This window comes from Streptomyces sp. NPDC001492 (genome assembly GCF_053597275.1).
The window spans coordinates 215,973-236,385 of sequence record NZ_JBSFHW010000009.1 but is presented as its reverse complement, the minus strand read 5'-3'; the positions used below and the strand labels follow the sequence as shown (position 1 = coordinate 236,385).

The following is a 20,413-nucleotide window of genomic DNA, read 5'->3' as shown; positions in this document are numbered from 1 at the left end:
CTCGGGGCGTTCCTGCGGGATCCGGTGGCCGCAGCCGTCGAGGACGTGGAGGAGGTCGGCCACCGGGCGCCAGGCGCCTTGGCGGGCCCGAGTCCGGGTGCGCGCCCATGCCTCCACGAGCGCAGGCGCTGGACGGGGGCAGCACCGGACGGCGGACACCTCCCCACACCGCAACCCGGAACGCGAGCCCCCATGCCGGCGCGGGGCGCCGACCGCGGAGCAGGGGATCCGTCGGTCGGCGTGCCGGGGTCCTCGGGCGTTCAGTCGTCCGCGATCAGTTCCGCCGGTGTGGCGATGACGTCCACGAGGGCGTCGCCGCGCAGTGCGGTGAGGGGGAGGGGGCGTCCTATGGCGTCCTCGAGCATCAGCCGCTGCAGGGCCTGGGCGCTGGTCACCGGTTCGCCGTGGGCGGTGATCAGCAGGTCGCCGTCGCGCAGTCCGGCCCGGGCGGCGGGGGATGCTGGCACGACCTCGACGATCCGCAGGCCGGTGGGGCGGCCGGTGCGTGCCCGCAGCAGGGGCGGCAGCGGCGCGGGGATGCCGGCGAGGCCGAGGTAGGCGCGGCGGACTCTGCCGTCGGAGAGCAGGGTCGCGATGATCCGGCGGCTGGTGGCGTTCACCGGGATGGCAAGGCCCAGGCCGACGTCGGCGATGGCGGTGTTGATGCCGACCACGCTGCCGTCGGCCGTGGCGAGCGCGCCGCCCGAGCTGCCGGGGTGCAGGGTGGCGTCGGTCTGGACGACGTCGTCGATGACGCGGGTCGCCCGGCCCGCGCTCGCCGGCAGTGACCGGCCCAGCGCGCTGACCACACCGGCGGTGACGCTGCCGGCCAGCCCGAGGGGGTTGCCGACCGCCACGACCAGTTGTCCCACCCGTAGTGCGTCGGCCTCGCCGAGCCGGGCCGGGGGCGGGGTCGGCCCGTCGGCGCGGACCACCGCGAGGTCGGAGAGCGGGTCGGCGCCGATGACGTGGAAGGGGGTGGTCGTGCCGTCGGCGAAGTGCGCCGTACCGGCGTCGGAGTGCCCCACGACATGGGCGTTGGTGAGCAGGAAGCCGTCGTCGGTGAAGACCACCGCGGAGCCGGTCCCCATGACGAATCGGCCTCTGGAGCGGCGGTGGGCGACACTCAGGGCCGCCACCTTCGGGGTGAGTTCGGCGGCGACGGAGGTGACGATCTGCGAGTAGGAGTCGAGCGCGGCCTGCTCCTGACGGGAGCGGTCGGGCTCGGAAAGTGTCTCGGCCACGAGTCGACCTTTCCGCTGACCCAAGGGCTGCATGTATTACATGCTTACACCCTTGCTCGGACAGGCGGCCGGGACTTCGCTGCGGGCTGACGTCGGCGTGTGTTCAGCGTGTGCGGGGCCCCGCGGTGCCGGAGTCCATGCGCCTCGAGGTGCGCAGCGTGCCGACCGTCTTCAGCAGACGGTCGGCGGGCGCGCGCAGCTCGGGGTGGGCATTGACCGTGTTCCGCAGGCCCCGCACGGGTCTCCGCCACAGCCGGTGGGCCGCCGCGACCGGATGGGGGCGGCTGGCGAACCCTTCCGCCACCCGCAGCTCGCGGGTCTTGAGCCAGTCCTTGTACTCCTTGTCGCCGCGCCCCAGGTCCATCAGCGTCACCCCGTTGCGGGCAGCCGCCTCGGCGGTGCGCAGATGCATCATCAGCCCGGGCGAGTAGTAGTGCAGGTCGGGGTCGTAGGCGGTGAACCAGGCGGCCAGCACGGTGCGCGACCTGGGCCCGAAGTGCGCGGCCACCGGCCGGTCGCCCGCGTAGAGCACGGACAGCACACCGGTGAAGTGCTCCTCGCGGACCTCGAAGAGATGGTCCACCAGGTCGACGATCCACGGCCGCGAGAAGCGGTCCATACGGCCCGTCCTGCGGTACTGGGCGGACTTCCACTGCATGAGCCGGCGCAGCATCCGCGGATCGCGCTCGTCGAACTCGAAGCGCACCTCGCCCACGTCGCGCCCGAGCCGGCGTTCCTTCTTCAGCGTCGTCTTGGCCAGCCCGGGATAGGCACCGCGCAGCCACGGCGCATAACCGCTTTCGTCAGGCTTCAGATCGACGACCGGGGAGGCGAACATCCCGGTGACATGCCGGCCGAACGGCTTCTGTTCCTCGACGAGATGGTCGAATTCGAAGATGGACAGCCCGCAGGCTCTCAGCAGTTCCTGGGCGTCCCAGGTGACTCCGGGGCGGTGCACCAGCGCCTGGCAGTCGGACAGGCCGAGCCCGACGGCGCGGCCGACGCCGAAAGCGTTGCGTTCGTACGGGAAGAAGCCGACCGGCGCCCCGTCCTCCCGCAGGACGGCGATCCGGGTGCCGGCGTGGTGTCTGCCGATCCCGAGGGCGAACTCCGGAGCCAGGAAAGGATTGGCGTACTCGGGGGACTCGTCCATCGCCGCATGCCACGCCGCACGCAGCGAGGTGCTCAGTTCGTCGACTCTGTGGATCGTGACGTCCACGTCAGATCATCCGCCCTTCCCCAGGCTCCGCGAGGGACGACCCGGCCGCAGGGCAGGCCGGTAGAGCGTGTGGACCGCTGTTCATTGATCGCATCCGCGACCGCTCCCCCCGTGACGTCCCCCCGCGGCGCGCTGTCCGCGTCCTACCACGTTCCTTGAGTATCCGCCGGTTCCCGGCCGTGTACACGGTCGTTCCGCGGTTGATCCTCGGGTTCCGAACTGTCCGCCGAGGATCAAACGTCGCGAAACAGTACGCATGTTGTCAAGAGTGCCTGCCGCTACAAAACGGCAGCAGAAGAACTGGTCCTTGCCGCGCACGTACATTTCACGCCGTCCTCATGTGGGGGCCGTTTCACCGGGCGGGGGTCCAACTAGCGTCGTGCCGTGGCCCGAACCGACCCGAGTGAGGTTTCGATGTCCGCAAGACACACCCTCGCCGCCCTGGCGCTGGCTCCGGTGCTCGCCTTCCCGGCGGCCGCCCATGCGACGACGTACGACGGCTCCCGCGTGCCGGCCGGGAAGACGCACTTCGACCTGCAGGCGCACCGCGGCGGCATCGGCATGACGACGGAGGAGTCCCTGGAGGGATTCGGCAAGGCGATGCGTCTTGGGGTGTCCACCCTGGAACTGGACACCCAGATCACCAAGGACGAGAAGGTCGTCGTCAACCACGACCGGCAGGTCAGCGCCCAGAAGTGCCGTGACACGGCACCCGTCACGCCGGGCGACCCGATGTATCCGTACGTCGGGAAGTACATCAAGGACCTCACGCTGGCCCAGATCAAGACCATGGACTGCGGCTACCAGCAGCTGCCCGGGTTCCCCGAGCAGGAGGTGGTCAAGGGGTTCCGGATGGTCGAGCTGAAGGACGTCCTGAACCTGGTCAGGAGCTATCACGCGCGGCAGCTCAAGCTGAACATCGAGACCAAGGTCGAGGCGGGCGCCCCCGAACAGACCGCGCCGCGCGCGCTGTTCGTGCGCCGGGTCTACGAGGAGATCCACCGCTCCGGCATCGAGCGCCAGGTCACCATCGAGTCCTTCGACTGGGGCGCGCTGAAGGCGATGCACGAACTGGCCCCGAAGTGGCCCCTGGTCGCTCTCACGAACTACGACTTCCTCCAGGTCGGCCGGCCCGGCGCCTCGCCGTGGCTCGGCGGGATCGACGCCGACGACTACGGCGGCGACTTCGTGAAGGCGGCCGCCACCGTCCCCGGCGTCAGGGCCCTCTCCCCCAACTACGGCTTCCCGCAGTCCGGCAGGGTCGGCGACCCGGACTTCCGCTTCTACTCCGACCGGACGATGGTCGAGGAGGCCCACGCACGCGGCCTGAAAGTCGTCCCGTGGACCTGCGACGATCCGGCGACCGTGGAGGCGCTGATGGACATGGGTGTCGACGGCATCATCACCAACTACCCCAACCATGTACGGCAGATCATGGCCGACCGGGGCATGCCCCTGCCCAGGCCTTACGAGCCCCGTTGGCACGGGCACAGCACCGGCACCGCCCGTCCCGGCAGTAAGTGATCTACGTCTCAGCGGGTGAACCGGGGGGCGGCGAACCCGGTCACAGCAGATGACGTAGTCATCGAGCGCCCGACGCGGATGATCCGTGCCGGCGCATAAGGACGCCCCCCACCGTGCCCCACACCCAGCAGGACACCCCCACTTCGCTCCTGACCGACCCCTCCATAGCGGCGCCGGCCGCGCATCCCCCGCGTGACCGGCGCTCCCGTCCGACCGGCCGCCTCGATCCGTGTCTTCTGGCGACCGCCCTGTTCGCCGCGTACGCGACCCTGTCCCTCCTCCGGTACGAGCATCTGGCGACCCGCTCCTGGGACCTCGGCATCTTCGAGCAGGCGGTCCGTGCGTACGCCCATCTGCGGGCGCCGGTCGTCGATCTGAAAGGGCCCGGGTTCAACATCCTGGGCGATCACTTCAGCCCGGTGCTCGCTCTGCTCGCCCCCGTCTACCGGCTCTTCCCCTCGCCTGTCACGCTGCTCCTCGCCCAGGCCGCCCTCCTCGCGGTGTCGGCCGTGCCGGTGACCCGTGCGGCCGCCGGGCTGCTGGGGCGGCCGCGCGGGCTCGTCCTCGGCCTCGCGTACGGCCTGTCCTGGGGTCTGCAACGGGCCGTCGACTTCGACTTCCACGAGATCTGCTTCGCCGTCCCGCTGATCGCCTTCAGCCTGGAGGCACTGCTGGCCCGCCGGTGGCGGCCCGCACTGTGGTGGGCGCTGCCGCTGGTGCTGGTCAAGGAGGACCTGGGCCTGACGGTGGCGGCCATCGCACTGGTCGTCGCCCTGCGCTGCCAGCGCTCCTCCCCGCGCACGCTCGTGTACGCCCTCGTGGTGGCGGTCCTCGGCATCGCGGCCACCTTCGTCACCCTCACCCTCGTCATCCCCGCCTTCAACACCACCGGCGGCTACCCCTACTGGACCAAGGCCGGCAGCGGCTTCACGCTCTTCGACGGCATGGACGTCAAACTCCGCACCCTGGCCTGGCTGTTGATCCCCACCAGCGGTCTGCTCGCCCTGCGCTCACCGCTGTTCGTCGTGGCTCTGCCCACCCTGGGCTGGCGCTTCTACTCCGCCGACGACCACTACTGGGGCACCGACTGGCACTACAGCGCGGTCCTGATGCCGGTCGTCGCACTGGCCCTCGTCGACGCGCTCGCCCGGGCCCGGGTGAGTCCCCGGCCCTGGCTGCGGTCGTACGCCCAGCATGTGCCCGCGGCGGTCGCCGCAGCCGCCCTGGCCCTGACGACCACCCTGCCGCTGTCCACGCTGACGGAATCCGCCACCTACGACACCCCGGAAGGCGTCCCCCGCATCGAACGTGCCCTGGCCGGCATCCCCGACGGCGCCACGGTCGAGGCCGACATCGGCCCCATCAGCCGCCTCACCTCCCGCTGCCGCGTCTTCTGGGTCGGAGACACCCAGGGCATCACCCCCGACTACATCGCCCTCGACAACACCGGCAAGTGGGTCGGCGACGTCCAGGCGTACGCCCACCAGCTGCACCCCGACGCCCGTTATGTGATCGACGACGCCGCCTACGGATACCTCGTCCTCAAACGCATCTCGTGACCGGCAGACTCCGGACGTCATTGACAATCCGGATCAACCAAGGTTGTCATGTCCACATGCTGCGATGCTCTGGGACCTGCTGCACTCGCCGCGGGTACCGTCATTGAGCGGGCGCCACGCGCTGCTCGACACCGCCCTGGCCGCGTTGACGACCCACTCCGGAGTGCTCCTCCACGGCCCCGCGGGCATCGGCAGGTCCACGCTTCTGACTGCCCTGGCGGCGTCCCTGGCCGCGCAGGACAAGTCATGCACGGTGTTGTACTGCTCGCCCGCCCAGGAGGACGCCCGGCTGCCGTTCGTCGGCCTGATCGACCTGTTCACGCGAGTGCCGGAGCACTGCCTGGAGGCCCTGGCACCCCAGCCCCGGGCAGCCCTGCGGGCGGTCCTGCTGCGCGGCCCGGAGCCGGCCGACGACCAGGCCCGTCTCGCGGTGCGCGTCGCCGTGGTCGACGTCCTGCGCACCCTGGCCGCCACCGGCCGCCTGCTCCTGGTGCTCGACGACCTCCAGTGGCTCGACGAGCCGAGCGCCGAGGTGCTCGCCTTCGCCGTACGCCGCCTCGACGGCCTCGCCGTCCGGGTGGTGGCGGCCGAGCGGGTGACCGAGGGCGAGCAGCCCGAACGGGTGCGCTGCTGCCCGCCGGGCACCGTCGAAGTGCCGGTGGCGCCCATGACGGACGCCGAGGTGGCCCACCTCGTGCGCACGGCGATCGGCGCCGATCTGCCGCCGGCGGTACTGCGGGCGGTCCAGGACACCGCTGCCGGAAACCCGTCATACGCAATGGAGTTGGCGCGAACCGCCCCCCGCGATGCGGCATCCGTCGGCTTCGGGCGGGCGCTGCCCGTGCCTCTGAGGCTGCGCGCCCTGCTGCTGGACCAGGTGCGTACGCTGCCGGAGGCCGCGCGACACACGCTCCTCGTCGCGAGCACCGCCGCCCTTCCCAGCCTCACCGTGCTGCGTGCCGCCGGACTTCCCGACCCCGCCGCGGACCTGGCGGAGGCCGAGCGGCTCGGTGTCGCTGCGGTCGACGCCGACGGAACCGTACGCTTCGGCCATCCGCTGATCCGGGCCGCCGTCTGGGCCGACGCCCCGGAACACAGCCGCCGGCAGGCGCACGCCCTGCTGGCCCGCGCGGTCACCGAGCCTGTGGACCAGGCCCGCCACCTCGCTCTCGCGCACCCGTACGAGGACGAGGACACCGCGCGCACGCTGATGTCCGCGGCCGAGGCGGCGCGCCGCGACGGCGCACCCGATGCCGCCTTCGAACTGGCCGGACTCGCCGCCCGGCGCACTCCCGGCGACCGCCCCGCGGACCGCGCCGACCGGCTGCTGGCCGCGGCCGACTACGCATGCGACGCGGGGCAGTTGGAGGAAGCGGGGCAGGCAGCCGAGACCGTGCTCGCCGGGTCGGGCTCGGCACGGCAGCGGGTGCGGGCCCGGCTGATCCTGCTGCGCAATGCCGGGCAGGCGCTGGGGGGCGCCCGTGACCTCATCCAGGAGGGCCTGCGGGACGCCGAAGGCGACCCGCAGGCCGAGGGATGGCTGCACCACTGGGCTGCCGTACGCGGCCTGCTGTGCGGGGAGTTGACGGACGCGGCCCGGCATGCCCGACGCGCCGCCCGGCAGGCGGCCCGGGCAGGCGACACCGACACCCGCATCGGCGCCCTCGCCACCCTCGCCCGGGTGCAGTCCCTGGCCGGGGAACCGGCCGCCGCCGGCGCCGCCCTGGAGGAGGCCCTCACCCTGGCCGGCGGCGCCGAAGCCGGACCGGAGAGCTGGGGGCTGATCCGGATGCGGGCCATCCTCGCCCTGGACTCCGACCAGGTCACCGAGGCCGGACAGCAGGTCTCCGAACTCCTCGCGGACATCGGCGAGTTCGCCGGGGTCGAGGAGGTCATGGCGACCTTGGTGGCGCTGACCCGCATCCAGGTGCGCGCCGGGCACTGCCGGGAGGCACTGCGCACCGCGGCCCGCTGCTCGCGCGCCCTGGCCGAGACGGGCGTGCAGACGGCTCCCGCGCTGTACGCGGCAGCACTCGCGGCGACCGCGGGCGGTACCGCCGACGAGGCCCGGCGCCTGGCCGAGCAGGCGGTCAGGGCCTCGGAGGCGGACGGCGACCGGCTGTTCCTGCTGCGCGCGCTGGCGGTGCTCGGACAGGCCGAGCTGCTCGCCGGCGACCCGCGGGGCGCGGCGGCCGCGGCCGAGGCGCTGCACCGCGTCAGGGAGCTCGGTGAGGCGATGGGTGCCGCCGATCCACCGTTGCTGCACTGGTACGGCGACCTGGCCGAGGCCCTGGTGATCCTGGGCGAGACGGACGCCGCCGGGGCGGTGCTCCGCGAGGCACGCACACGGGTGTCCGGCGATGCGCCCGGCAGCGTACTGGCGGCTCTGGAACGGGCGGAGGGGCTGCGGGAGGCAGGGCTCGGCCGGGCGAAGGAGGGGGCGCTGCGACTGCGTGCGGCGGCGGACCGCCTGCGTCACCTCCCCCTGCCCATGGAGCTGGTGCGCACCCTGATCGCGCTCGGCGCGGTCGAACGCCGGGCACGCCGCAGGACCGCGGCACGAGCAGCGCTCGGTGAGGCACTGGAGACCGCGACACGCATCGGCGCCGCTCCGCTCGTGGCCCGGGCCGGTGACGAGCTGGCGCGGCTGGACGCCGGGGACCGCGGTGGGGAGGCCGGCGCTGCCGGACCCGAACTCACCCCCACGGAGGCCAGGATCGCCGAACTGGTCGGCGGTGGGGCCACCAACCGGGAAGTCGCCGCGGAGCTGTTCATCAGCGTCAAGACGGTGGAAGGCGCCCTCTCCCGGGTCTACCGCAAGGTCGGTGTCCGCTCGCGCACCGCGCTCGCCCATGCGATGGCGGTCGCCGTCATCGCGTCCGGCGCGGCGGCCGTCGCCTCCGGCGACGACGAAGACCAAGCAAGGCCGGCCGTACAGACGGTGACGTCGGGTCAGCCCGGCCGGATCCGGACAGCCCGTGCGCTGGACGGCCGCCGCTGATGTGACATCCGGCGTTCACGTGACATCAGTTGTTAACACGTGAAGCAAGGGTTCCCCCGCTTATGCGGGTGGGGCGGATGTTCCTACGTTGAAGCCGTTCCGACTTCCGGGACACCACCCCCCACCTCCGGAGGACTCCAGTGAAGTCACGCCTGAAACTGCTCGGCCTGGTCACCGTCCCGGCCCTGCTCGCCGCCGCCGTACCCACCGCCTACGCCGTCGGCACCAGCCAGCCGCACACCACGCGCGCGGCCGTCACCGGAGACGTCCTCAAGGGACTGAACAAGAACGCGACCCGCACCGGCCACGTCGCCGCCGGGAAGCGGATATCGGTGGCCATCAGCCTGACCCCCAGAAACGACAAGGCGCTCGACACCTTCGTCGCCAAGGTCAGCGATCCGCGGTCGAGCTCCTACGGCCACTACCTGACGAAGGGCCAGTTCGCGGCCCGCTTCGGCCGGACCACCGCCGAGGTCCAGCAGCTCAAGGACTATCTGCGCGCGCAGGGCCTCACCGTCGGCAAGGTCCACTCGGGCAATCTGCTGGTCGACGCCAGCGGCACCGCCGCCCAGCTGGAGAAGGCCTTCGGCACCAAGCTGTCGACGTGGCAGGACACGGCCTCGGGGCGCTCGTTCTACGCCAACGACACCGCGCCGACGCTCCCGACCTCCCTTGCCTCCCTCGTCAGGGACGTGGCCGGCCTCAACAACCGCCTCAGCCTGCACCACCAGGCGCCCTCCACGGTCACCCCGCACAACGGCCCCGGCGGCGGCTACACCCCGGCGCAGCTCAAGGGCGGCTACAACGTCTCCGGCACGTACACCGGCAGCGGCCAGAAGATCGCACTGATCGAGTTCGACGGCTTCCAGCAGTCCAACATCACCAAGTACGACACCAACTACAGCCTGGGCTCGCCCAGCCCGACCGTGCAGAAGGTCGACGGCGGCTCCGGCGCGCTCGGCGACGGCCAGGTCGAGGTCGAGCTGGACATCGAGGTCCTGCACGCGATCGCCCCCAAGGCCAACGTCACGGTCTTCGAGGGCCCCAACTCCGACGCCGGCGAGGTCGACACCTACCAGGCCATCGTCGACAGCGGCATCCCCACCACGTCGATCAGCTGGGGCGCCGCCGAGAGCGCCCGCACCACCTCCAACATCAACGCGGTGGATGCCGTGTTCAAGGCGGGTGCCGCCCAGGGCCTCGGCTTCTACGCGGCCTCCGGTGACAGCGGCTCCGACGACGCGGGCGACGGCGGCACCTCCGTCGACTACCCGGCCAGCGACCCGTATGTCACCGGCGTCGGCGGCACCAAGCTGACCGTGACCTCGTCCAACGCCTTCAGCAAGGAGGTGGCCTGGTCCGGCGGTGGCGGCGGCAAGTCCTCCGTCTTCAAGATCCCCAGCTGGCAGACCGCGGTGCAGAAGAGCGCCGGTGGCGGCTTCCGCCAGGTCCCGGACGTCTCGGCGCACGCCAACCCCAGCCCCGGTGTCTCGATCTACTCGCAGGGCTCGTGGTCCTCGGTCGGCGGCACCAGCGCCGCGGCCCCCGAGTGGGCGGCGTTCGCGGCCCTCTACAACCAGCAGGCCGCCGCGGCCGGCAAGGCCAACCTCGGCTTCGCCAACCCGGCCCTCTACTCGGCGAACGGCACCGGCTTCCACGACATCACCAGCGGCAGCAACGGCGCCTACTCCGCGGCCACCGGCTGGGACTTCACCACCGGATGGGGCTCGTACAACGCGGCGACCCTGGCGAGCAAGCTGCTCGGCTGACCCGGGCGGCTGAGGACGGACCTGTGCAGCGCGGGCCGGGAGCACTCCCGGCCCGCGCTGCGGCGCACGGCGTGGAACAGGCCTGGCCAGTCGGTCAGTCAGGTCCTGAGGCGCCCGGCACGTGTTCCCCCACCGATCTGCGCCCCTTCGTCGTTCTCTTCGTACAATTTGAGTCCGAACGGTCAATGAAGTGCGAGGGAGCGCCCGTGCCCGGCCAGCGATCCATCACCGAAGCCGAGAAGCTCGCCGCGGCGAAACTCGGCGGCATCCCGATACGACGGGACCAGATGGCCGCCGTGGCCAACATCTACCGGGCCGCCTCCGCCGTCCGCCAGCATGTGGAGAACTCGGTGCTGCGCGGCTCCGACCTGACCTGGACGGCGTTCGTCGTGCTGTGGGTCGTATGGGTGTGGGGCGAGTCGGAGACCCGGCACGTGGCCGAGGAGGCGGGCATCTCCAAGGGCACGCTGACCGGGGTGTCGCGCACCCTGGAGTCGCGTGGCCTCCTTATGCGGGCCGGCCACCCGACGGACGGACGGCTGGTCCTGCTCAGCCTCACCGACGAGGGCGAGCAGCTGATGCAGCGGCTGTTCCCGGCCTTCAACGAGGAGGAGGCCTTCGTCACTGCCCAGTTGACGGACGAGGAGTGCCGGACCCTGGCGGAGGGCCTGCGGCGCGTGGTGATGCAGGTGGAGCAGAACGGCGAGGAGCGCCGCCAGACCCTCCTCAACGGCGCCGAGCCGGCACCCCGGCGCAGTGGCCGGCGGGCGAAGGGCTGAGTTTCGGCCGCGGTGGCCGACGGAGACCGCCCGCGGGTGACTGGACAGCGGGCGGTGTCTCATGGAGATCACGGCGAACCACCCCTATCATTTGAACTCAAACAATAAGTTCGAAGAGGCCCGCCGAGAACCAAGGAGCCACCGTGCGCGCACTCGTCGTCCAGCACGACCACACGACGGAACCGGGGCTGGTCGGTGCCCGCCTCGTGGAGCGTGGTTACGGCCTGGAGGTCGTGACCGTCGTGCCCGAGCACCGTCACCACGCACCGGACGTCGCCTTCGCCTTCCCCGACGCCGCCGACTGGGATCTCGTCGTCTCGCTCGGCGCACCCTGGTCGGTGTACGACGAGACGGCCATAGGCAGCTGGATCGGCGGGGAGCTCGCGCTGCTGCGCAAGGCGCACCACCTCGGCATACCGGTGCTCGGCGTCTGCTTCGGTGCCCAGGCGCTGACCACCGCCCTCGGCGGATCGGTCGAGCCGTCGCCGCGTCCCGAGATCGGCTGGACCGAGATCGACACGCACGACCCGTCGCTCGTGGGCCGGGGCCCCTGGATGCAGTGGCACTTCGACCGGTGCGTACTACCCCCGGGCGCCGAGGAGTTGGCGCGGAACGAGGTGGGCGTGCAGGCGTTCCGGGTCGGGCGGAGCCTCGGGGTGCAGTTCCATCCGGAGATCACGATGTGGATGCTGCGCGGGTGGCTGGCGAACGGCGGTGAACAGCAGGCACTGCGGCACGGCGTCGACCCCGGCCGGCTCCTCGCCCGAAGCAGCGACTTGGAGGCGGTCGCCCGGGCCAATACCCGCGACCTGGTCGACGGGTTCCTCGACCGGGTGGCGGGCGCGACGGACTGACACGGTCCGCAGCGAGCACGGCTCAACCACCCTCTCCGAGGAGGGAGTTGGGGCGCGATCCCACCCCTCGCCCCATCCGCCCTCCGCACAACTCCTCCCCCGCACATCACCTTGACCACCACCCCCCGCACCAGCAGAATATGGCCACTTGAGAGCGCTCTCAAAGAGCAGAGCTCTCGGACCCAGCAGCGTCACCGATCCCGAGGAGAGCAGCCATGGCCGAGATCGCCCGTCGGACGGCCATCGGGGCAGGGGGCGCCGCTGCCGCCCTGGCCGTGTTCGGCGGTGGCACGGCTCGCGCGGCCACCGGCTCAACTCCCGCCGCCGGGGCGGAAGATGCCCGGACGCGCGGCCATGCCTTCCTCGCTGCGGCCATGGACGGCTACCCGGACCACGGCGGCATCCGCCTGGCCCAGAGCTACACCGATCAGGCCGGGCTCTTCAGCACGGCGTTCACGTACGACAACGCCCTCGCGATCCTGGCCCACCTCGCCCGCTCCGCCCCCGGTTCGCGCGCCAGAGCCATCGCTCTCGGGGACGCACTGCTCTACGCACAGACCCACGACCCGCAGCACACGGACGGCAGGCTCCGGCAGGCGTACAACGTCGGGCCGTACGTCTTCTACGACGGTTCACCGCAGCCGGACGGCTTTGTGCGGGCGGACGGCACCGTGAACGTCGGCACCCAGTTCGGCTTCACCGGTACGGCCGTCGGTGACATGGCCTGGGCGGGCATCGCGCTGACGGCGCTGGCCGCCCGCACGGGGGCGGCGCGGTTCCTGACGGGTGCCGTGCGGATCGGCGAGTGGGTGGAGGCGCACGGCCGCACCGACGAGCCGCTCGGCGGCTACAAGTTCGGCGTCGACGGCAGCGATCAGAAGCTCCCCTTCACCTCCACCGAGCACAACATCGACCTGACCTGCCTCTTCGCCCGTCTCGCCCGACTCACCGGGGACGGCGTCTGGCTGGAGCGGCGAGCCCGCGCACAGGCGTTTCTCGACAAGATGTGGAACGAGTCCGGCGGCTACTTCTACACAGGCACCAACGACGGAGTCACCGTCAACACCTCGCCGGTGCCCGAGGACACCCAGACCTGGAGCCATCTGTCCCTCCACGACCGCCGCCGCGCCCGCTCGGTGGACTGGGCGGCAGACCACCTCGCGGTGCTGGACACCGCCGACCGCCCCAACAGCACGGTTCCCGCCGGGCAGTCGTACGAGGGTGTCACCTTCAGCTCGGCATCCCTCCTCGCGGACGAGAGCTCGCCCATCGCGGCCTCCCAGCCCAAGCCCGACCGCAACGGCGTGTGGTTCGAGGGCACCGCCCACCTCGCCCTGGCCCTGCGGGAACGCTGCGCGAGCGGAGACGAACGGCGGGCCGCGCGCCTCATCGCCTCCATCGAACAGGCCCAGGACCAGCTCGGCGCGGGCCAGACGGTGGGGAGCAAGGCGCTGCCCGAACGGTCGGGTGTGGTGTCGGCCAGCAGTCCCTTGGACACCGGTTTCGGCTTCGGCTACTACCCGTACCGACACCTCGGCGCCACGGCCTGGTACCTGCTTGCGGCGGCCCGCGCCAATCCGCTGCGGGGACACTGAGCCGCCTCGGGCAGACGCCCGGTCGCCGCGGAGGCCGCCGTCAGCCGCCGGCGGGGCGCTTCTGCTGCCCGCCGACGAACGTCAGGGCCTCCCGCGCAAGGGGTGACCAGTCCAGGGCGGACTCCGGGGAGAGAGCGAACCACTCCTTCATGGGGGTGCCCTTGTTGGCGTCGAAGTGGCCCCCCTCTTCCGCGTCGACCAACGCGTCCACCCGCTCTTTGGGCAGCTTCACGACCAACTGCCCGCGGACGAGCATCGCGAAGATCTTGCCGTGCACCCGCAGCGCGCTCCGACCGAAGCCGGAGCCGCCGGGAGGAGTGACCCCGGGAAGGCCCAGCAACTCGCTCACCAGGTCGTCGAAACGCTCCTCGGCCGGCGTCATACGGCTCCTCCCGGGTTCTGCGGCGAGACCGGTACCCAGCCCACTGAATCACGCCGGCATCAGGGGCGCAGCCTGTCGAAGCGGAACGGTTCCAGGGCTTCGGGACGCCGGCCCGTACAGACGTACTCGGTGAGTCGGCGCCCGGTGACCGGGCCCAGGGTGACGCCGAGCATGCCGTGTCCGGTGGCCACGAAGGCGTTGGCGTGGCCGGGGACGCGGTCGATGACCGGAAGGCCGTCGGGCAGGAAGGGGCGGCCACCGACCCAGGGGTCGCGGATCAGGCCGACCAGGTCGTCCGGGTCGTCGAACCAGCGGCCCAGGTAGTGCCGGCTCGCGAGGGCGACGGCCACGACGCGGCGCCAGTCGAGACGGTTGTTGTTGCCGCTCAGCTCCATCGTGCCGCCGATCCGTGTCGTGCCGCCGATCGGTGAGGCGACGGCCCGGCGTTCGCCGAAGTACAGGGTGTGCCGGGGGGCGGGGTCCAGATCCACGGAGAAGCTGTAGCCCTTGCCCGCCTGGAGGGGCAGCGGGTGTCCCAGCGCGCCCAGGAGGCCGGCGGAGCGCATGCCGCCCGCGATCACGACGGCCTTGCACGGCATCTCTCCCAAGGTGGTGCGCACCGCCGCGACGTGGCCCCCCTCGGTCCCCCTGCCGGTCCTGAACCCCACCGCCTCCGCGTTCTCGTGGACCTTCACACCGGTCGCGGCCAGCGCCTGTCCGAGCCCGAGGGCGAATGCCTCCGGGTCGACCACCCCCTCCCCCTCCACGAGATACGCCGCGCGCACCCCGGACGACAGCGCGCCGTCGAGCAGCCGGGCCTCGTCCCCGGTGGTGACATCGTCGGGCAACGGGTAGCGGTCCTCGGCCATCTCCCGTTGTACGGCGAGGTGATGGCGGGCCTCGGCCGGGGAGAGGAAGGCGTGGACCATGCCGGGGCGGGTCAGAGTGGTGTCGACTCCGGCGTCGCGCAGGCCGTCGAAGAGGTCGAAGGTGGTGCGGTTCAGCTCGGCGATCGCCGCGTAGCCGCGCCGGAAGGCGGCCGGGGTGCTGCTGCGCCAGAACCGCCACAACCAGCGCACGAAGGCCGGGTCGGGCAGGGGACGCAGGTACAGGGGTGAGTCCGGTCGGCCCAGGGAGCGCAGTGCGTACCGCACGACACCCGGGGCAGGGACCGGCGTCGAGTGGCTGAGGCAGACCCAGCCCGCATTGCCCCGGGACACTCCGGAAGCCAGGCCGCGCCGTTCGACGACCTCCACCGCGAGGCCCGCCTCGGCCAGGTAGTACGCGGTGCACAGTCCGACGACGCCACCTCCGAGGACCACCACGGGCGCGGTCATGACGCCGACTCGTAGGAGGCGAGGAACTCCCGGGTGCGGGCCCGGGCGGGGCGGTCGAGGACGTCCTGCGGCGCGCCCTCCTCCACGATGCGGCCGCCGTCGACGAAGACGACGTGGTCGGACACCTCGCGGGCGAACGGCAGTTCGTGGGTGACCAGCAGCATCGTCATGCCGTCGGCGGCCAGTTCACGCATCACGCCGAGCACTTCACGGGTGGCCTCAGGGTCGAGGGAGGAGGTGGGCTCGTCGAAGAGCAGCACCTCGGGGCGCAGCGCCAGCGCCCGGGCGATCGCGACGCGTTGCTGTTCTCCACCGGAGAGCTGGTCCGGCTGGGCGAGGCCGCGGTGCGCCACGCCGACCCGGCGCAGCAGCACGACAGCCCGCTCCAGCGCCTCCTGCTCGGGAATGCCGGCCCTGCGCTGCGCCAGGACGACGTTCTCCACGGCGGTCAGATGGGGAAAGAGGTTGAAGCGCTGGAAGACCATGCCGACCGTACGGCGCAGCCGGGGCAGGTCGCGGCACACCATGCGGCCGCCGCTGTGCACCACCTCGCCGGCCACCTCCACCGTTCCCTGGTCGGGGCGTTCGAGGAGGTTCACGCAGCGCATGAGGGTGGTCTTGCCGCCGCCGCTCTGTCCGATGACGCTGACGATGCGGCCGCGGTCGACCTCCAGGTTCACGTGGTCGAGCACCAGGCGGCCGTCGAAGGACTTGCTCAGGCCCTGGATCCGTACGACCGCCTCGGTGGGGGCCGTCGGCGCGTTCCTCGCCGTGGTGACGGGCTCGGTCATACGACCGCCTCCTTCGGGTTGGCTGCCGCGCCGGGGTCGGCGGCGAGCAGCACACCGGCGGCGCGCACCCGGCGCCGTCGCCAGGGGGACAGGGGGACACCGGCGCGTACCTTCCGCTCCAGCAGCAGGAGGAGTTGGGAGAGCGGGTAGCACAGGGCGAAGTAGATGGCCGAGATGACCAGGTACACCTCCAGTGCCCGGAACGTTTCCGAGGTGATGAGCCGGCCCTCCGACATCAGCTCGGCGGCGGACACGGTGACCAGCAGCGAGGTGGACTTGAGCAGGTCGACCAGCATGGTGTTGGTGCCGGGCAGGGCCTGCCGGACGGCCTGCGGAAGGACGACGTGCGCGAAGATGCCCGCCTTCCCGAGTCCGAGCGCCTCGCCCGCCTCGGTCTGTCCGGCGTGCACGCCGCTGATGGCGGAACGGAAGATCTCGGACAGGTAGGCGGCGTAGAAGACGATCAGGCTGAGGCAGCCAGCGCTGAACACGTCCAGCCGGATCCCGGCCGAGGCCAGGCCGAAGTAGGTCAGGAAGATGATGGCCAGCAGCGGGACGTTCTTGAACACCTCGGTGTAGACGGCGGCGACGGCCCGCGCCGGCCAGGCCCGGTTCAGCCGCAGCAGCGCCACGGCCAGGCCGAGGAGGACCGCGCCGACAAAGCTGACCAGTGTGTAGGAGACGGTGCGCCAGAGCGCGTCGAGGAGGTCGGACCGGTAGTCGGACCAGGGGACTTGGAAGAGGCCGGACATGTTCGCTCCCTCACTGTCCGATGGACGGCGGCGTCCAGGTGCCCGGCCGGTCCACGCCGCGGCGCGCGGTGGCGACGTCGGCGGCCGGCTTGAGGAACTGCTCCGGGTCGCCGCCGTACTTCTTCACCAGCTTGGCCATCTCGCCGTTGGTGTACATGGCGTCGATCTGCGCGGAGATCGCCTTCTCCAGCTTCGTTGCCTGCTTGGGGAGGTAGAAGCCGGTCTGGTACGGCTGGAAGTACGCGTAGGCGGGCTTGGCCTTGACCTCGGCAGCGGTGGGCGGTGTCAGGTACTCCGTCCTGATCTTCAGTTCCGGGCGTTGTTTCTGGGCCGCGATGATGATCAGCGGGTCGAGGAAGCCGACGTCGACGCGGCCCGCCCCGAGGTCGTCGAAGACGCCGGTGGCGTCCGGATAGGCGTGCAGCCTGGCGCCGGGCACGGACTGGATGGACTTCACCCAGACGTAGCCCTCGACGGTGCCGAGGTCGAGGCCCTTGAGGTCGTCGACGGTCTTGTAGGTCTTTCCGCTGCGGACCGCCATCGCCGGGGGCGAGTAGTAGGGCGGGTCCGTGAACAGGCCCTGCTTCTGCCGGTCGGCGGTCCAGGCGACCCCGCCGATGGTGATGTCCACGCGCCGGGACTGCACACCGGCGAGCATGCCGGCGAAGTCCGTGACCTGCGGCTTGACCTGCAGGCCGAGCTTCTTGGCCACGTGGGTGAGGATGTCGCCGTCCAGGCCGACGATTTTTCCGCCCTGGACGGTGGTGTAGGGCGCGTACGGCTGGACGGCGACCTTGATGACACCGGGCGTGAGCGTGCCGAGGGCGGCGGTCTTCGCGGACACGTCCTTCGGGGTGTCGTCGCCGTCCGAACCACAGGCGGCAACGGTGGACATCATCAGCATCGCGGACAAAGCGACAGCGAACGAGCGCACACGGATCATCGGCGTGGGCCTTCCGTATCGGCACTGAGGGGACCCGCCGTTCACCGCGCTGTGCCCTCGGCGGGAGCTTGGTTGGGCCCATACGCTAGAGATCGACCGTATGGTGCGTCACCGTTCGCTTCGTACGAACGTGTGGCCGGAATCATGCGATGCCCTGTACGGTGCGTCCAACCCCGGCCCGCTCTCCCCCACGGGAGGAACCGTCGTGCTGAGCCCGTCACTCGCCCAGGAGATCGCCGGGGACACCTCCGCCGTCATCGGCTTCAACGTGCTGATCACCGATGCGGAGGGCATGGTCATCGGCAGCGGTGACAGCAGCCGTCTGGGGTCCTTCCACGAGGCGTCGGTCGAGGTCCTCCGTACACAGGAACCGGCCACGCACAGCGCCTCACAGGCCCAGCAGCTGCGCGGGGTACGCCCCGGCGTCACCCTGCCGCTGGTCGCGGGCGGCCAGGCGGTGGGCACCGTCGGGATCACCGGCACCCCCGCCCAGGTGCGCCGCTTCGGACTGCTGGTGAAGCGCCAGACGGAGATCCTGCTGAGGGAGTCCGTGATGCTGCGCTCCCGTCTGCTCTCGGAGCGGGCGGCGGAGAAGCTGCTCGCCGACATCGCCTCCTACGATCCCCAGGTCGTCGAGGGCGACTTCCTCGTCTTCCGTGCCGCCGAACTCGGCTTCGACCTGCGGCTGCGGCGGGTGGCGGTGGCCATCGAGGTGACCGTGCCCGAGGGGGCCGCACGGCGCCGGGGCGGCGGGCCCGCCCAGGACGTGGCACTGGTCCGCACGGAACTGCTGCGCACCGTCCGCGAGGTCTTCGCCGACCCGCAGGACATCGTCGCCGGTGCGGCCCCCGGGCGGATCGGTGTCCTGCACCGTGTTCCGGCCCGGCGCCGCACGGAGTTGGTCGCCGACTGCCGGCGGGTCGTCGACGTCATCGCCGCGCAGGACGGTCTCACCGCCCGGGTGGGCATCGGCGAGCCCGCCTCCTCGGTGGGCGGTCTGCACGACTCGTACCAGGACGCCTGCGACGCGCTGCGCCTGGGCGGGCGTACGACGGGGGACTCCCCCGTCCAGCTGATCGCCGATCTGCGGGTCCACCAGGTCCTGGCCGCGGTGAACCAGTCCGCCCGCAACCGCCTGGTCGACCTCACCGCCGCGGAGCTGCGCGCCCAGCCGGACTGGCCGGCGCTCCGCGACACGATCACCGCCTGGTGCGAGAGCGGATTCAACCTCGTACGGGCCTCCGCCGCCCTGCACATCCACCGCAACACCGTCGTCTACCGCATGAACAAGATCGAGCAGATCACCGGCCGGCCGCTGCGCGAACACCGCACCACCATGGCGCTCTACCTCGCCTGCCTGGCGGACCGGATGGGCAGTGGCTGACCCGCCGTTCCGCTCAACTCCTGCGGCTACAGGCGCCGTTGACAGTGCACGCGATCCGCGTCACGGTGAGGGCTCCGTCGTGCCCGGAGGTCGTCCATGGCTCCGTCGTCAGCACCACGTTCCGACGCCGGCATCGTCGAACGCGCCCGCGCGATCGCCCCGTTCATCCGCGAGCACGCACTCCGTACCGAGCAGGAGAGGAGTGTGCCCAGCGAGGTCGTCTCAGCGCTGACGGACGCCGGGATCTACCGGATGAACGTCCCCCGGCGGTACGGCGGTTACCAGACCCGGCTGCGCACCCAGGTCGACACGCTCACCGAGGTCGCCGCCGCGTGCGGCTCGACCGCGTTCACGGCCCTGATCCAGGCCGGCTGCGCCTTCATCGCGGCGCTCTTCCCCGACGAGGCGCAGGACGAGATCTTCACCGGTCCCGACGTACGCATCGGCGGCACCCTCATCCCGGACGCCACTGCCCTCGCCACGACGGACGGCTATGTCGTCAACGGCACCTCGCGGTTCGCCACCGGCTGCCGGCACGCCGACTGGCACCTGCTGACGGTTCGCGTGGACTCGGGTGAGGGGCCGCCCGAGGTGCTGTGGACCGCCGTACCCATGGCCGAGTTGGAGATCCTCGACGACTGGCATGTCTCCGGTCTTGCGGGCAGCGGCAGCAGCAGCGTGGTCGCCCGTGACGTGTTCGTGCCCGCGCACCGTGTGCTGCACGTCGGGCCCCTCCTCCAGGGCGAGTTCCCCTCCAAGTCCAACGCCGACGACCCCTTCTACCGGATGCCCGTCCTGCTGATGTTCTGCGCCTGGACGGCGCCGAACGCGCTCGGCCTGGCGCGGGCGGCGCTGGAGGACTTCACGGGGCGGATTCATCGGCGGGGCATCACCTACACCTTCCACCAGCGGCAGAACGAGGCGACGGTCACTCATCTCCAGGCGGCCGAGGCGGCGCTGAAGATCTCCTGCGCCGAGCTGCTGACCAGCGATTTCGTCGCCCGTATCGAGGCCGGCGAACCGTACAGCCAGGAGGAGCGCGCCAGGATCCGCGGGCAGAGCGGCTATGTGGCGCGGCTGTGCAAGGAGGCCGTCGATCTGATCGCCTCCGCCTCCGGGGCGTCCTCCCTGCACCGGGAGGTGCCCATCCAGCGGGCGGTGCGCGATGTGCAGGCCCTGAATCTGCACTCCTTCGTCAACCCCGCGACCAATCTGGAGATCTACGGCCGGGTCCTGTCGGGACTCGATGCGGGCACACCGTTCCTGTGAGGCAGGTGCGG

16 protein-coding genes are annotated in these 20,413 nt (G+C 71.5%); 9 read left to right on the top strand and 7 right to left on the bottom strand.

Annotated elements, in window-relative coordinates; translation table 11 throughout:
• Nucleotides 1–260 precede the first annotated feature (260 nt).
• Together ACWC1K_RS14860 and ACWC1K_RS14855 are read right to left on the bottom strand one after the other, a co-directional pair.
• A complete protein-coding gene (locus ACWC1K_RS14860; RefSeq protein ID WP_450831431.1) occupies nucleotides 261–1,244 on the bottom strand; it encodes a S1C family serine protease in 984 nt (327 codons plus the stop codon).
• A 103-nt stretch (nucleotides 1,245–1,347) separates the two neighbouring features.
• Complete coding sequence (locus ACWC1K_RS14855) at nucleotides 1,348–2,463, bottom strand: GNAT family N-acetyltransferase (RefSeq protein ID WP_450831429.1); 1,116 nt, start codon at nucleotides 2,461–2,463, stop codon at nucleotides 1,348–1,350.
• A 414-nt stretch (nucleotides 2,464–2,877) separates the two neighbouring features.
• Between ACWC1K_RS14855 and ACWC1K_RS14850 the strand changes: the two genes are divergently transcribed.
• The 7 genes from ACWC1K_RS14850 (at nucleotide 2,878) to ACWC1K_RS14820 (ending at nucleotide 13,544) form a co-directional block, all read left to right on the top strand.
• Nucleotides 2,878–3,987: a glycerophosphodiester phosphodiesterase family protein gene (locus ACWC1K_RS14850; RefSeq protein ID WP_450831428.1), complete on the top strand. Its 1,110-nt coding sequence runs from the start codon at nucleotides 2,878–2,880 to the stop codon at nucleotides 3,985–3,987.
• A gap of 113 nt (nucleotides 3,988–4,100) precedes the next feature.
• Nucleotides 4,101–5,546, top strand: a complete 1,446-nt coding sequence (locus ACWC1K_RS14845; RefSeq protein ID WP_450831426.1) for a DUF2079 domain-containing protein — start codon at nucleotides 4,101–4,103, stop codon at nucleotides 5,544–5,546.
• A 64-nt stretch (nucleotides 5,547–5,610) separates the two neighbouring features.
• Nucleotides 5,611–8,547 (top strand): AAA family ATPase, encoded by a 2,937-nt coding sequence (locus ACWC1K_RS14840; protein WP_450831425.1) that lies wholly within the window; start codon nucleotides 5,611–5,613, stop codon nucleotides 8,545–8,547.
• 140 nt (nucleotides 8,548–8,687) lie between these two features.
• Nucleotides 8,688–10,316 carry a S53 family peptidase gene (locus ACWC1K_RS14835; protein WP_450831423.1) on the top strand — a complete coding sequence of 543 codons (1,629 nt, stop codon included), beginning with the start codon at nucleotides 8,688–8,690 and terminating at the stop codon, nucleotides 10,314–10,316.
• Between the two features lie 206 nt (nucleotides 10,317–10,522).
• Entirely contained in the window at nucleotides 10,523–11,095 is a 573-nt protein-coding gene (locus ACWC1K_RS14830) for a MarR family winged helix-turn-helix transcriptional regulator (protein ID WP_450831421.1), read from the top strand.
• Between the two features lie 143 nt (nucleotides 11,096–11,238).
• Nucleotides 11,239–11,949, top strand: coding sequence for a type 1 glutamine amidotransferase (locus ACWC1K_RS14825; RefSeq protein ID WP_450831419.1), 711 nt, complete (start codon nucleotides 11,239–11,241; stop codon nucleotides 11,947–11,949).
• A 215-nt stretch (nucleotides 11,950–12,164) separates the two neighbouring features.
• The gene (locus ACWC1K_RS14820; RefSeq protein ID WP_450831417.1) at nucleotides 12,165–13,544 is read left to right on the top strand and encodes a Tat pathway signal sequence domain protein; all 1,380 of its coding nucleotides are present in this window, start codon (nucleotides 12,165–12,167) and stop codon (nucleotides 13,542–13,544) included.
• Between the two features lie 40 nt (nucleotides 13,545–13,584).
• Here the strand turns inward: ACWC1K_RS14820 and ACWC1K_RS14815 are convergent, their stop codons facing one another.
• Genes ACWC1K_RS14815 through ACWC1K_RS14795 form a run of 5 tightly spaced genes read right to left on the bottom strand, consistent with a single transcriptional unit; the run spans nucleotide 13,585 to nucleotide 17,749 of the window.
• Nucleotides 13,585–13,926 (bottom strand): hypothetical protein, encoded by a 342-nt coding sequence (locus ACWC1K_RS14815; protein WP_450831415.1) that lies wholly within the window; start codon nucleotides 13,924–13,926, stop codon nucleotides 13,585–13,587.
• A 59-nt stretch (nucleotides 13,927–13,985) separates the two neighbouring features.
• Nucleotides 13,986–15,263 (bottom strand): NAD(P)/FAD-dependent oxidoreductase, encoded by a 1,278-nt coding sequence (locus ACWC1K_RS14810; protein ID WP_450831413.1) that lies wholly within the window; start codon nucleotides 15,261–15,263, stop codon nucleotides 13,986–13,988.
• Nucleotides 15,260–16,054, bottom strand: a complete 795-nt coding sequence (locus ACWC1K_RS14805; RefSeq protein ID WP_450831412.1) for an amino acid ABC transporter ATP-binding protein — start codon at nucleotides 16,052–16,054, stop codon at nucleotides 15,260–15,262. Before ACWC1K_RS14805 ends, ACWC1K_RS14810 begins: the two co-directional genes overlap by 4 nt.
• Nucleotides 16,051–16,806, bottom strand: a complete 756-nt coding sequence (locus ACWC1K_RS14800) for an amino acid ABC transporter permease (protein ID WP_450831410.1) — start codon at nucleotides 16,804–16,806, stop codon at nucleotides 16,051–16,053. Before ACWC1K_RS14800 ends, ACWC1K_RS14805 begins: the two co-directional genes overlap by 4 nt.
• 10 nt (nucleotides 16,807–16,816) lie before the next feature.
• Nucleotides 16,817–17,749 carry a substrate-binding periplasmic protein gene (locus ACWC1K_RS14795; RefSeq protein ID WP_450831408.1) on the bottom strand — a complete coding sequence of 311 codons (933 nt, stop codon included), beginning with the start codon at nucleotides 17,747–17,749 and terminating at the stop codon, nucleotides 16,817–16,819.
• A 205-nt stretch (nucleotides 17,750–17,954) separates the two neighbouring features.
• On the opposite strand from ACWC1K_RS14795, the gene ACWC1K_RS14790 reads away from it, so the two are divergent.
• Together ACWC1K_RS14790 and ACWC1K_RS14785 are read left to right on the top strand one after the other, a co-directional pair.
• Entirely contained in the window at nucleotides 17,955–19,133 is a 1,179-nt protein-coding gene (locus ACWC1K_RS14790) for a CdaR family transcriptional regulator (protein ID WP_450831406.1), read from the top strand.
• 96 nt (nucleotides 19,134–19,229) lie between these two features.
• A complete protein-coding gene (locus ACWC1K_RS14785) occupies nucleotides 19,230–20,402 on the top strand; it encodes an acyl-CoA dehydrogenase family protein (RefSeq protein ID WP_450831404.1) in 1,173 nt (390 codons plus the stop codon).
• Nucleotides 20,403–20,413 lie beyond the last annotated feature (11 nt).